We start from the raw sequence: 13,178 nt of genomic DNA on the forward strand, positions 1-13,178 counted from the left end.
GCATGATGTCCCATGCGTGATCGCCGGCTTTTTCGCTCGCTGAGCGTCTACAACTACCGGCTCTGGTTTGGCGGAGCCATGGTGTCAAACATCGGCACCTGGATGCAGCGTATCGCCCAGGACTGGCTGGTGCTGACCGTGCTGACGGCCAACGATGCCAGCGCCATGGGCATTACCATGGCGCTGCAGTTCGGCCCGCAGCTTCTGCTGCTGCCGCTGTCCGGCTTTGCCGTGGACTATTTTGATCGCCGGCGCCTGATCATGCTCTCTCAGGCACTGCAGGGTCTGCTGGCGCTGGGCCTGGGCATCCTGACCCTGACCGGCATGGTAACGCTCTGGCAGGTCTATCTGTTTGCCTTCGGTCTGGGCTGCGTGACGGCCTTTGATGCCCCGGCACGTCAGGTCTTCGTCAATGACCTGGTCGGCGAGAAGTTTCTGGCCAATGCCGTGGCACTCAACTCCACCTCCTTCAACGCCGCGCGCATGGTAGGACCCGCCATTGCCGGCATTCTGATTGCCGCTGCCGGCACCGGCTGGCTGTTTATCATCAACGCGGTCTCCTTTGCCGCGGTACTGGGCGCGCTGTGTCTTTTGCGCGTCAATGAGCTGCACATCACCGAGCGGGCCACCCAGCGCCGCGGCAGCCTGACCGAGGGCCTTCGCTATGTGCGCCATCGTCCTGATCTGAGCGCGCTTTTGATCATGCTCTTTTTGATCGGCACCTTCGGGTTCAACTTTTCGGTCTTCATCTCGACCATGTCGGTCAGCGTCTTTCACGGTGATGCCCACCAGTACGGCCTGTTGACCACCTGTCTGGCGATCGGCTCGGTGACCGGCGCGCTACTGGCCGCCCGGCGCGAACAGCCGCGCATGAGCCTTTTGCTGGTGTCTTCGCTGTCGTTCGGGGTGTTCTGCGCCCTGGCGGCACTGGCGCCCAGCGTCTGGCTCTTTGCCATTGCCCTGATGCTGACCGGGCTTTCGGCGCTCACCTTCATGACCGCCTCCAACGCCACCATGCAGCTCACCACCACGCCTGCCATGCGCGGGCGCGTGATGGCGCTGCGCATTGCGGTCACCATGGGCGGCACGCCAATTGGCGCGCCCATCGTGGGTGCGATTGCCGACCACGCCGGCCCGCGCTGGGCGATGATGGTGGCCGCCGCGGCCGGGCTCGGTGCGGCCTGTGTGGCGGTGCGGGCCATTTCTGCCGAACGCCGCAAGGACGCGCAACCGGGCGCCGGCTGCGACTAGCGCCTTCGGCACGATCCGTGCATTGATTTCGCTTCTTTTTCCCGAAAGCCCGGCGTATAGTGCGCTCGCTTTCGACCGCCCGGTCGAAGGTCCTGCTTTCGAAAGACCCGTCGGCTCCCCCGCCTGCCGACGCTCATCAGGATCAAGACACTTCATGTCACGTCAGCTGTTCTCGATGGCGCTTGCGCCATTACTCGGCCTTTTTATCTTTGGTATTGGCAACGCCTTCATGATGTCGCTGGTGACCGTGCGTCTGGACGCCGCCGGCGAATCCGCCACCACGATCGGCTGGATATCGTCTGCCTTTCACGCCGGTCTGGTCATCGGGGCCCTTTTCAGTGACCGCATTTTGCTGCGCATCGGCCATATCCGCGCCTATGCCTGTTTCGGCGCACTGGTGGCCGTGACCGTGCTGGCCCAGGGCCTGTGGGTGAACGCCCCGTTCTGGTTTGTCATGCGCTTTCTGTGCGGATGGGCCACGCTCGGCGTTTATCTGGTCATCGAGAGCTGGCTTTTGAGCGCCTCGGACCCGAAGGTGCGTGGTCGCCTGCTGGCGCTGTACATGATCGCGCTCTACGGCGCGGGCGTAATCGGTCAGCTCCTGCTGGGCGTGGCGGATTTTGGCGGCGACACGGCCGCCTTCATGATCATTGCCATTCTCGCAGCGCTGTCGATTCTGCCGCTGGGACTTATCCCGCGCGTCTCGCCGCTGGTCGAACATGCCGAGCCGCTCTCCCCCTGGCGCTTGATCACGGTCACGCCGACCGGTGTGGTGGGCTGCTTTGTGGCGGGACTGGTAATCTCGGCCATCTACAGCCTGCTGCCGCTGTATCTACAGCGTATCGGTCTCGATCTGCAGGATGTTGGGCGGATGATGGCCATCGTGATTCTGGGCGCGATGCTGCTGCAGTATCCGATCGGGCGCTGGTCGGATCGCCATGACCGGCAAATGGTGCTGATTCTCACCAGTGCGGCGCTGGGCGCGCTCAGTTTTGGCGTGCTGTTCATGAAAGACAGTCCGGCGTTGATGGCCGGCATGCTGTTTCTGATCGGCGGCAGCGCGTTCGTGCTCTATCCGGTGTCGATCAGCCACGCCTCTGACCGGGCACCGGCCGGGGCACTGGTGCGCATGAGTCAGGGGCTTTTGTTGATCAACGAACTGGGCGCGACGTTGAGCCCGCCGCTGATCACTCCGGTCATGGCCCATATGGGAGACACGGGACTGTTCGTGGCGCTGGGGAGCCTGGCCGGCACACTGGTGGTCTTTTTGCTGTGGCGACGCAGTCGACGCCCGGCACCGATGCCGGTGGCGCCCTTTACGTCCAGCACGTCGCACTCGGTGGTCGGCGCCGAGCTGGTGGTCACCGAGGCGCTGGTACAGGGGGCGATCGAGCATGAGCACCACGAGGACCTGTCACAGGTGGTGCCGGACGTGGAAACCGCGCATCCGGATCCGATCCATGATCCTTCGCCCCGCACGGCGTAACGCCGATCTAAAACAACATCATGCCGGCCGGGTATTATCCCTGGGCCAGCATGATGTCAGGACGGCTCAGGCCCGCGTCGCTCGTTTAGAACGACGTGCTCAGGGTGACGGTGGCACTACGCGGATTGCCGTAGATGGCGCCGGCATAGAAGCCGTAACGGTCGTAGTAGTGCTTGTCGAACAGGTTGTCCAGGTTGAGGGTCACGCTGGTGGCATCGGTGATGTCGTAGCTTGCCATGGCATTCCAGATGGCATAGCCCGGCCAGTTGACGGCCGTGGACCCGGTACTGATGCCATTGGCAGGCTGTCCGGCGGGGCTTGAGACGGCATGGATGTTGCTCTGGGCATAGACGCCACCCCCGAAGGTCCAGCGATCCAGCAGGCCGGCCGGCTGATACGTCGTTGACAGCTTGAACAGATGCGACGGGTCACTGCGGCCATCGGAGTCTACGCGGCGAAAGTGCAGATACGTATAGCCGCCGTAGACGTTCCAGTTCGGCGTGATGGCGCCGGCGACTTCCAGATCAACCCCTTCCGTTTCATTGCCGGTGCCCGCCTTGTAGGCCTGACCGCCGCTCGGGGTAAGGTTGGCGCCATCCATGACGGCGGCATTTTCCTGGCGGGTGCGGAAAACGGCGGCCGAGGCATTGAGCCGACCCTCGAACCACTCGCCTTTCAATCCCGCTTCGTAGCTGTCCCCTTCCAGCGGCTTGACCCGATCACCGCTGCTGGTTTCGCTGGTCTGCGGGGTGAAGATGTTGGTATAGCTGGCATACAGCGAATAGTGGCGCGAGAGGTCATACACCAGGCCGGCATAGGGTGTGAAGACACCGTTTTCCTGCTGCTCGGCATGATCGCCGCCGTAGTCCTCGCTTTCCGTTTTGTAGTAGCTTGCCCGGGCGCCGAGGATCACTGACAGCGGCTCGGTGACGTTCAGACGCGTGGCAGCGTATACCCCACGAAGGCGTGTGTTGGTTTTCTGGGTGCGACCAGTTCGGGACGCATCAATGCGGAAATCATCGTCGACGCCGCGGCGCCAGTCGGTGATGGCCAGACCGTCGGCGCGGAACATGCAGCCCGGTGAGACCACGGAGGCGGTCGTGCTGGACATGACGCAGTCCTGCTCGGGCCGACGCTCGCGCGTGCGGCTTTCACTGTAGCCGAACATCACATCATGCTCGCGTCCGAGCAGATCATATTTACCGCTTAAATCGAAGCGGGCGGAGCGCTGACGGGTCTCGTTGATCTGGTAAAGCCCATTGAGAATCGCGCCGGAGCCGTCCTCGTTCCAGTAGCCGACATAGTTGCGATTCGAGTCGCGGTTGACCTTGGCCAGCGCCAGCTGGTTGTCGGCATCGGTAGTGCTCTGGGCGATTCGAACGTCAAGCTGCCAGTCGTCATTGAACGCATGCGTGAGCGAGGCAAACCCGGTATTGGTTCTGGACTCGGCATGGCTCCAGTGCGGTGCCAGATTGGTGCTGCGCGACAGGTTGGCCAGATCCCCGTTGCCAAACCATATCGGCACGTTGGCGCCCCAGCCGGACCCACGGGTCTTCTGATATTCATACTGATAGCCCACGCCCAGGGTGGTGTCCTCATCAGCGTCAAACTCAAAGCTGGCCAGCGCGGCCCGATTACGGTTGGACTCGTTGTCCCGGAACGAATCGCCCTCCTGCTGGGTGACCACAAAGCGCGAGCGAATGCTGCCATCCTCGGTCAGCGGCATATTGAGATCCGCCCCGACCCGCGCCCGGTCCCAACGGCCGTAGGAGGTGTAGGCACTGCCGCCAAAATCCTTTTGTGGGCGCTTTCGGACCAGATCGACCGTGGCTGACGGATCCCCTGTGCCGCCCAGCAGGCCGTTGGCGCCGCGGACGATATCCACGCGCTCGTAGAGATCCATGCTGAAGGCATTGCCGACGCCGCTAAAGTCCGAGGATCCCGGGGACTGCAGACCGTCAACGCGCCAGTTGTTGATGTCATAGCCACGGGCACGAAAGGACGTTCGAACGCCGACGTCTGTCTTGTTGGCGGTCACGCCGGGGGTAAGCTCAAGTGCGTCCTCGAGATTGACCACCCTTTGGTCATCCATCTGCTGACGGGTAATGGTGGTCACCGACTGCGGCGTCTCGCGCGGCGACAATGACAGGCCGGTAGCACTGCTGGTCTCGGGCACCGTATAGCTGCGGGCAGGGTCCCCCTGGTAGCTGGCCTCGATGGTCATCGGCGCCAGCTGAGTGGCCGGCTCGGTCTGTTGATCATCGAAAGACGGCTCGGCAAGGACGGCCGTACTGAGCAGGCAGCCGCTGACAGTGGCCGCAATGGCGGCGGCGAGTGGCTTCCCCGGCCACTCAAGGCGTTTCCCGGTGGCCTGTAAGGCGCGATCGTTCATGAATGACCCTTTGTTAAAATAATAATGATTAGCATTTACCATTCTGGGGGCCACGATTATATTGGCGCCTCCGGCTGGGAACCTTTGGCTTTGTGGGGCATATGTAATGGATTGTATTGGTGACGTGACAGACCAGGCGCTGGGCGCCGAACAACACGATGATTGCCCGCTGGTACTGGTGGTGGATGACGATGACGAGATTCGTGAGCTGATTTGCGACTATCTGATGGGCATGGGGTATCGCACCCGCGCCGCCGCCAGCGGCCGCGACATGTGGCACCGCCTGGATGACAGCGTGGATCTGGTCATTCTGGATCTGATGCTGCCGGGAGAGGACGGACTGAGCCTGTGTCGCGCCCTGCGCCATAAAGGCAAGCTGCCGGTGATCATGATCAGTGCCCGCGGGGCCTGCGCCGAGCGCATCATCGGCCTTGAGATCGGTGCAGACGACTATCTGTGCAAGCCCTTTGACCCGCGTGAACTGCTGGCACGCATTCGTGCCGTGCTGCGGCGCAATAATCAGGATCCAAGGCACCCTGCTAGAAACCACCTCGCGCCCGCCCCTGCCGGCGTTGCCGAAGATAGCGAACGACAGATCGCCGGCTGGCGTCTGAATCTACAAACGCGCCGACTGCACGCCCGTGACGGGCGCATCATCGATCTGCCGCGCTCCGATTTCAGGGTGCTCAAGGCACTGAGCGAGCACACCAACCGGATCGTCAGTCGCCACGATCTGAGCCGCTGCGCCTTCGGACGGGAATACGCACCCGACGACCGCTCCATTGATGTCTGCATCAGCCGCCTGCGTCATGTGCTCGAAGATAACGCGCGGCGCCCCCGCTTCATTCGCACCATACGCAACGAGGGGTATCTGCTCGAACTGCCCGCTGTTTCAGCGTGAGGCCCGACAGGACAAAACGTACCGCCGCCATGCCTGCAAGCATCATGCGAGCGCTCGGTCGGGGGCGTCGATGCTGGCCCGATTCCCTGTTTGCCCAGCTGAGCATGATCCTGGTCATCAGCGTTTTGTCGATCCAGCTGCTCTCCAGCAGCATCTGGTATGACGTGCGCTACAGCCAGGTGCTCGAGGCGCCAGCGCGGCTGGTAATCTTTCGAACCGTGGACGTCATGCGCCATCTGGACCATGACCGGCCGATTCAGGCGCTGAATTCCGAGACCTTTCACGTCGAGCTACGTGCGACGCCGCTGCCCATGGCGGCCCGCATGGACACCGCGCAGAAAAACGTCGAGCGGCTGTTGCAGGACGCGCTGCAGCGTGAAACCGGCGATGCACGACAGCTGTCGCTGCTGGACGTTACCCTTGAAGACGATGACGGCCACCCCGGCACCTGGTCGAGCCTGTTCGGGTTTTCCCGGACTGTCGGGCGCTTCAACTTTCAACTGCGGCTCTCCTCCGGACAGTGGCTGCATGTCCAGGCGGTACAGGCCCGGGGCTGGAACGGCCGGCCCGCCTGGCAGGTACTGGGAGACTACGCCATGCGCGTCTATCTGCTGCGCGCGCTGGCGATGGTGGCGGTCGCGCTGGTGATCGTGCGCCTGAGCACCCGTCCGTTGAGACGCCTGGTACGTGCCGCCGCCGCACTGGGCCGCGACATTCGCCAGCCGCCCCTGCCGGTCGAAGGGCCCAGGGAGATGCGCCAGGCCGCCGAGACGTTCAATCTCATGCAGCAGCAGTTGCTCGATCTGATGGGCGAGCGTACCCGGCTGCTCTGTGCCGTCTCTCATGACCTGCGCACGCCGTTGACGCGCATGCGCCTTCGCGCAGAAGGCATCAGCGATGCCACGCTGCGGGCAAAGCTGATTGCCAACATTGATCAGATGGACACCCTGATCGCCTCGCTGCTGGACTCTGCAGACAACAGCGCGACCTCAAGTGCCCATGTGCCGTTTGATTTGACCGAACTGACCCGCGAGGTGGTGGAAGAATTCGTTGATACGGGCAGCGACGTGTGTCGCGACAGCGCCCCGCCGGTCGTGATCTGCGGCCATGCGCCCGCCATTCGGCGAGTGCTGCACAACCTGATCGACAACGCCCTGCGTCATGCCGGCCACGCCCGGCTGTCGCTGCATGTGACCGAGCGCTGGGTCGAAGTGGCCATTCAGGATGACGGCCCGGGCATTGATGATCGACAGCTTCTGGCCCTCATGCAGCCCTGGGCGCGCGGCGATGCCCAAGGCGATGCCGGCACCCTGGGCTACGGGCTGGGGCTGAGCATTGCGCAAAGCATCGTGATGGCGCATCAGGGCCGGCTGACGCTTGCCAATAAACCTGATGGCGGTCTGAAAGCCGTGATGGCACTTCCCTCTGTCCAGTCGTAAAACGCGCCGAGTTGTCAGTAAATGCGATGGCCTGCCGGCTTTTTTATTCAGAATGGATTCAGGTTCGGCCCAGGTCGAAAGTGCTTCATTGATGACGTCGTAAACCGGCTACGCTGTAGTAGTAGAACGAGTAGCTGAACGCTCATGACAATAACGTGCCGACCCGGCACGGGTTTCCATTCGATGATTCAAGGGGCTCTGACGTGAACGCTGTTGCCGAAACGACATATCGACGCGGATTGAATCCGCTGCATGGAGTGTTGCTGGCCGGCACCTTCGTGCTGTTTCTTGCCGCCCTGCTGAGCGATTACGCCTATCTGACCAGCTATCAGATCCAGTGGGCCACGTTTGCCTCCTGGCTGATCGCCGGGGCGCTCGTCTTTAACGGCCTTGCCTTTTTATGTGGCGTGCTCGGACTGTTTCGGGCCGCTGATCGCCGCCGCGGCCTCATCTATATCGCCCTGCTGGTGGTGAGCTTTGTGCTGGGCTTTATCAACGCCCTGATGCATGCCATGGACGCCTGGGCGGTCATGCCTACCGGCTTTATCCTGTCGATCATCGTGACAGTGCTGGCCCTTGTTGCCACCTGGATCGGTTTTTCAAATACTGGTGCGAAGGTAAAACAATGACATTTTCACAACGCTACCTGACCACGCCGCTGGCCATCGCGCTGCTGGCCGGCGCTGCCAGCGCCTCGGCCTCCGAGCAGTTCGGCGCCAACCCGGACCTGCCGGAACCCGAGCGCGGGCTTTTGCCCAACATGACCGTGCCCGAACAGGCCCCGTGGAACGATGAAACCCCCACCGTGCCCGATGGCTATAGCATCACGGCGATTGCCACGGATCTGAAGATACCGCGCCAGACGCTGGTCTTGCCCAACGGCGACATTCTGGTCGCTGAAGGCAGTGGCGGCCATGCGCCGAAGCTCAAGCCCAAGGACTTCATTGCCGGTGTTATCAAGGCCAGGGGCAAGACCTCGGTCAAGGGCGGCAACCGACTGACGCTGCTGCGTGATGCCGATGGCGACGGCACCTATGAGGAGCAGACGGTATTTGCCGACGGCCTCGATGCGCCCTACGGGCTGGCGCTGATCGACGATCATGTTTATGTCGCCAATCAGGGCTCGCTGGTGCGCTTTGACTACGAAGAAGGTCAGACACAGGCCGACGGCCCGCCTGAACTGGTGACACTGCTGCCCTCCGAGATCAATCACCACTGGACCAAGGCGATGACCGCCAGCCCGGATGGCCAGTATCTCTACGTCGGGATTGGCTCCAACAGCAACATCACCGAGCGCGGCATGGAAGCTGAAGTGGACCGCGCCGAGATCTGGCAGATCAATCCCGAGACCGGCGCGCACCGCGCCTACGCCACCGGCGTGCGCAACCCGACGGCGCTGACCTTCCAGCCGGACACCGAGACACTCTGGGCGGTAGCCAACGAGCGCGATGAGCTCGGCCCGCACCTGGTGCCGGACTATCTGACTTCGATTCAGGATGGCGGCTTTTATGGCTGGCCTTACAGCTACTGGGGCCAGCACGTGGACCCGCGCGTCAAGCCGGAAAACCCGGAGAAGGTTGAATCGGCCATCGCGCCGGACTACAGCCTCGGCTCTCACCGGGCGCCGCTGGGGATCGCCTTTTCCAACCCGCAGGTGGGCGGTGAATACAGCGATGGCGTGTTCATCGGTCAGCACGGCAGCTGGAACCGCGCCGACCCGGTGGGCTACAACGTTGTCTTCGTGCCGTTTGAAAACGGTGAACCCGCCGGCGACCCGGTCGACTTCGTCTCCGGCTTTCTCACCGACGATGGCCGCACCCGCGGCCGCCCGGTGGGCGTAAGCGTCGCCCCGGACGGCTCGGTCATCGTGGCCGACGACCTGACCAACGCCGTGTGGCGCGTCACGCGTGATGACGCGGGGTCAACGCCGCCGGCAGCGGCCAATGACGACGGCGCTACCATGCCGGAAAGCGACCCGGCCGGCGCCGATGACAGTGCCGCGACACTCGAGGCGCCTGATGACAGTGCCGCAACGCCCGCGACGCCTGATAACAGCGCCACAACGTCCGACGAGTCGTCCACCCTGCCTGATGAAGGCAATGAAACGCCCGACGATCCGTCCGATAACGCACAGGAAGAACCTGCCACCACGGCGACCTGATCGCGGCGGTCCCGTGCGGCAACATCACATACCCCGGGGGGCCGCTCCCGGGGTATTTTTTTGGGTTAACGAAAGCGTTAAGGGCGCTCCCCTGCATGCTCACCGCGGGCGATATCCTGCTCGCTCAGCACCACCACCTGACGCGGCCACCAGTCGGGGTGATGATCGCGAATAAACGCCATGAGTTTTTCGCGAATGCTCGCCTCTGCCGCCCAGCCGGACAGCGGATCCACCGTCATCAAAAAGCAGGTGATGGTCTGCGCCGAGGCGTTCTGTGCGGTCACGCTGCACATCAGCTTGTGATGCTCGATGACGTTCTCTTCTGCCTTCGCATACTCAAGAAACCTTTCACGCAGGCAGGCCACATCGGCGTTGAGATGCAATGTCAGCTCCAGGGTTCGATACTCCATGGTGCTTTTGGCCGACAGGTTCTCGAACGGGCGCGAGGCAAAGTAGGTGACCGGTACGATCAGGCGCCGCTCGTTCCAGACCCGCAGCAGAATATAGGTATAGAAAATGCCCTCGACGTAGCACCACTGGTTTTCAAACATCACCAGATCCCCGATGCGCAGGGGCTTGGCCAGCGAGAGCTGAAACGACGACAGAATGTTACTCAGCACTGCCTGCCCGGCGATGCCAACCAGTACCGCCAGAACGCTTGCCGAAGCAAGAATTGACATCCCCAGCGTCTCGAACAAACGCACCTGACCCAGCACGTAGATCGTCACCAGTATGACCATGATCAAAATGATGACGCGGCGCAGCGCATAGAGCGTGGTCAGAAGCTTGCGCTCGTCCTGGGGTTTGGAGTCATCGATTTCACCCGCCATGCGCCGGGTCATGTGCAGCATGAAGGTATCGATCAGCCGCAGCGCGATCACCCCCACGCTCCAGGCCATGACGATTGTCAGGGTAACCCTCAGGGTAGTGGCGACCACGGCCGAGAAGGACACCACAAAATCCAGCAGGGTCTGCGTCACCAGCGCCATGACGATCAGCGCCACCGGACTTTGAATCTGGGTAAAAAAGATGCTCGGGGAGCCCGAAGGCAGCCAGCGCGTGATGACGCTCATCACCAGATGCACCCCCTTGCCGATCAGGGCGATCGCCAGCAGCACCAGTGGAATGGCGATCCACTCCCAGATCCTTAAAAGCCCAAAACTCTGTTTGAGCGGCTCGGGGATATACGTTTCAAAGCGTGAGGGGCCGTACTGGTCGTACAGCGCCGGAATCGAAGACACGCTTTCCGGGGTAATCAGCCAGATCGGCTCGTCATCATTTACGCGATAGCGGCCCAGCCGGATGTCATAGGCATCATTACCGGCCTCGAGTGACGCCAGCTGGATATCCCGGCGCATCTTGCCCGCCTGGGGGTCCTTGCCGGAGACGTCCTCGATCATGGCATCCGGGCGCGCCGAGAGCGTGGAAATATTGAGCCATTTGCCGCGCCGGAACACTTCGGCCAGCTGCCGGGCCAGCTCTGCCCCACGCGCACGCTGCTCGCCCGGCGGCAAATTGGAGAGATTGAGGATGTGCGCCGCACCGTCGTAATCTCCGCTTTCGATCAGGTGCATGAAATGGCGCATCGTTTCGCGCGGTGTTCGAAGGCTGTTCCTGTCAATGCGCTTATCAAGGCCGGTGTTTAAAGCGCTGATCTCGTACCAGCTCTCTTCCCCGCTGCTGCTTTCCTCTTCTGCCAGACAAAGGCCTGATAACACCAGCGCTGCCAGCGCCACCAAGCATAGCCACCACGGTCTCTTTATCATCATTCCTGCGTTACCGGGTTCGTCTATCGTCCATGAAAGTACCTGCCGGCGCATTCTACACCGGCCGGCGTCCGGGCTGATGCGACTTCTTTTGACTTTTGTCGCCGCCTTGAATCACGGCCTGCCATCACCTTCTGGCCGACAGGGATCAAACGAGCGCGGCGCGCGCCAATGAACCATGCTGATAACTGAACCATGCTGACAATGACGGTTGTAGACGATCAGCAATGTCCTGACCGCCCCGAGAAACCACAATGGCGAGAAGTGATCATGACCGATGAGACAGGACAGACACGCAAGGCGCTCTATGAACAGGCGCAAAGGCTCGGGATTGCCGGGCGCGCTGCCATGAACAAGGCAGAGCTTGCCGCGGCGCTTGAGCGCGAAGGATCAGGCGCTACCCAGCCGGCCATCGGTACCCGGTTCGAGACCTTTCGCCGGTTGGCCAACGCCGTGGCCAGCGGTGAGTTTGTCCTGCGCCCGCGCGCGCTGAGCGGTTTTGAGCGGCGCATTCATGTGCGCCAGACCCTGCGGGAAGATCACCAGACCCGCATCGCCGATGGTACCGAGGAAACAGCCGTCAAGTTCGATCAGCTCTCCCGCTCGCTGTTCTCCTTTTTTCGCGGCACGGCGCTGCTGTTTTATCGCGACATGGCCGGTGACGACGCCTGGCTGCCCACCGTACTGGCGCTGGGCGATGTGCACCCCGACAACTTCGGCGTCATGCCCAATGTCAGCAACGTGCCGATCTTCTCGGTCAATGATTTCGACGAGGCCTATTACGCCCCCTTCACCTGGGATCTCAAGCGCGGCGCGGTGGGCTTCATGATTGCCGCCGAAACCGAAGGTCAACTCAAGCGCAAGCATCGGGCCAAAGTAGTGCGCCACTTCATCGAGGGGTATATCGAGGCCATGCAGCGCCTTGCCCGGGACGGCACCGAGCAGGAAGAGGAAATGCGCGTGGACAACGCCCCGCCGCTGATTCGAAGGCTTTTCAAGGACGCCCACGAAGCTCGTGCCGACTGGCTCAGGGACGACTATCTCGACGAGACCGGCCGGCGCTTTCGCTCGACCGACAAGCTGGTACCGATCTTCTCCCGCCGTGACGAGTTTCAAAAAATCACCGATCGGATGGTGAAGAACAACCATATCGAGGTGCCGCCGCGGGCTCAATCATCCGAAGGCGCGGGCATGCGGGTCAAGGACGTCGCGATTCGTCGCGGCCAGGGCACCGCCTCGCTGGGGCTGGATCGCTACTACGTGCTGATCGAAGGCCCGCAGAATGATGGCACGGACGATCTGATCATCGAATACAAGCAGGCCCGACGCTCGGCACTGGCCGGGCTGGTGCCCCCCAGCCAGTACGAGATGAACACGCGCGCCGAGCGCATCACCCACGCCCAGGCCGTGCATCTGATTCGCGGCGACCGCTTTTATGGCCATATCGAGTTTGACGGTCGCAGCTATCTATCGCGCGAGCGCGCGCCGTTTCGTGACAGCATCGATCTGGACGACCTGTCCAAAAGCGACTGGAAGCAATACGCCCGCATCTGCGGTCAGGTGCTCGCCGGGGTACACGCGCTCTCCGATGAAGCGGGCCGGCTGGACTACGACATCGAGCCGGCAATTGTCGAGGCGATCGGCCCGGTGGAACTCTTTACCGAGGACATGGTGGCCTTTGCCAAAGAGGCCGCCGAGCGCGTGCGGCGCGACCATGAGATGTTTTGCGAAGATCACGCCCGCGGGGCGTTCACGCATCTGGACCGGGTGTATCGATAAGCC

8 protein-coding genes and 1 pseudogene are annotated in these 13,178 nt (G+C 62.2%); 7 read left to right on the forward strand and 2 right to left on the reverse strand.

Annotation, left to right across the window (positions count from 1 at the left end):
* Positions 1-12 precede the first annotated feature (12 nt).
* Both ACUN8C_RS11485 and ACUN8C_RS11490 read left to right on the forward strand, forming a co-directional pair.
* A complete protein-coding gene (locus ACUN8C_RS11485) occupies positions 13-1,251 on the forward strand; it encodes an MFS transporter (protein ID WP_445619341.1) in 1,239 nt (412 codons plus the stop codon).
* 154 nt (positions 1,252-1,405) lie between these two features.
* A complete protein-coding gene (locus ACUN8C_RS11490; RefSeq protein WP_445619342.1) occupies positions 1,406-2,737 on the forward strand; it encodes an MFS transporter in 1,332 nt (443 codons plus the stop codon).
* An 85-nt stretch (positions 2,738-2,822) separates the two neighbouring features.
* Here the strand turns inward: ACUN8C_RS11490 and ACUN8C_RS11495 are convergent, their stop codons facing one another.
* Positions 2,823-5,129, reverse strand: coding sequence for a TonB-dependent siderophore receptor (locus ACUN8C_RS11495; protein WP_445619343.1), 2,307 nt, complete (start codon positions 5,127-5,129; stop codon positions 2,823-2,825).
* Positions 5,130-5,253: 124 nt separating this feature from the next.
* Between ACUN8C_RS11495 and ACUN8C_RS11500 the strand changes: the two genes are divergently transcribed.
* The 4 genes and pseudogenes from ACUN8C_RS11500 to ACUN8C_RS11515 form a co-directional block, all read left to right on the forward strand.
* Positions 5,254-6,030: a response regulator gene (locus tag ACUN8C_RS11500; RefSeq protein ID WP_445619344.1), complete on the forward strand. Its 777-nt coding sequence runs from the start codon at positions 5,254-5,256 to the stop codon at positions 6,028-6,030.
* 29 nt (positions 6,031-6,059) lie between these two features.
* Positions 6,060-7,469 carry an ATP-binding protein gene (locus tag ACUN8C_RS11505; protein ID WP_445619345.1) on the forward strand — a complete coding sequence of 470 codons (1,410 nt, stop codon included), beginning with the start codon at positions 6,060-6,062 and terminating at the stop codon, positions 7,467-7,469.
* 203 nt (positions 7,470-7,672) lie between these two features.
* Positions 7,673-8,098 carry a DUF2231 domain-containing protein gene (locus tag ACUN8C_RS11510; RefSeq protein WP_445619346.1) on the forward strand — a complete coding sequence of 142 codons (426 nt, stop codon included), beginning with the start codon at positions 7,673-7,675 and terminating at the stop codon, positions 8,096-8,098.
* A pseudogene (locus tag ACUN8C_RS11515) lies at positions 8,095-9,375 on the forward strand (PQQ-dependent sugar dehydrogenase); the annotation flags it as partial. The gene ACUN8C_RS11510 and the pseudogene ACUN8C_RS11515, both read left to right, overlap by 4 nt.
* Before the next feature lie 332 nt (positions 9,376-9,707).
* Here the strand turns inward: ACUN8C_RS11515 and ACUN8C_RS11520 are convergent.
* Complete coding sequence (locus ACUN8C_RS11520) at positions 9,708-11,399, reverse strand: mechanosensitive ion channel family protein (protein ID WP_445619347.1); 1,692 nt, start codon at positions 11,397-11,399, stop codon at positions 9,708-9,710.
* A gap of 267 nt (positions 11,400-11,666) precedes the next feature.
* On the opposite strand from ACUN8C_RS11520, the gene ACUN8C_RS11525 reads away from it, so the two are divergent.
* Positions 11,667-13,175: a DUF2252 domain-containing protein gene (locus tag ACUN8C_RS11525; RefSeq protein WP_445619348.1), complete on the forward strand. Its 1,509-nt coding sequence runs from the start codon at positions 11,667-11,669 to the stop codon at positions 13,173-13,175.
* Positions 13,176-13,178: the final 3 nt, after the last annotated feature.

This window comes from Kushneria sp. Sum13 (assembly GCF_052692355.1).

What these genes read in the sequence shown, in the direction of transcription:
- ACUN8C_RS11485 (WP_445619341.1), top strand. Translation starts at nt 13, where the DNA reads ATGCGTGATCGCCGGCTTTTTCGCTCGCTGAGCGTCTACAACTACCGG.
- ACUN8C_RS11490 (WP_445619342.1), top strand. Translation starts at nt 1,406, where the DNA reads ATGTCACGTCAGCTGTTCTCGATGGCGCTTGCGCCATTACTCGGCCTT.
- ACUN8C_RS11495 (WP_445619343.1), bottom strand. Translation starts at nt 5,129, where the DNA reads ATGAACGATCGCGCCTTACAGGCCACCGGGAAACGCCTTGAGTGGCCG.
- ACUN8C_RS11505 (WP_445619345.1), top strand. Translation starts at nt 6,060, where the DNA reads ATGCCTGCAAGCATCATGCGAGCGCTCGGTCGGGGGCGTCGATGCTGG.
- ACUN8C_RS11520 (WP_445619347.1), bottom strand. Translation starts at nt 11,399, where the DNA reads ATGATGATAAAGAGACCGTGGTGGCTATGCTTGGTGGCGCTGGCAGCG.
- ACUN8C_RS11525 (WP_445619348.1), top strand. Translation starts at nt 11,667, where the DNA reads ATGACCGATGAGACAGGACAGACACGCAAGGCGCTCTATGAACAGGCG.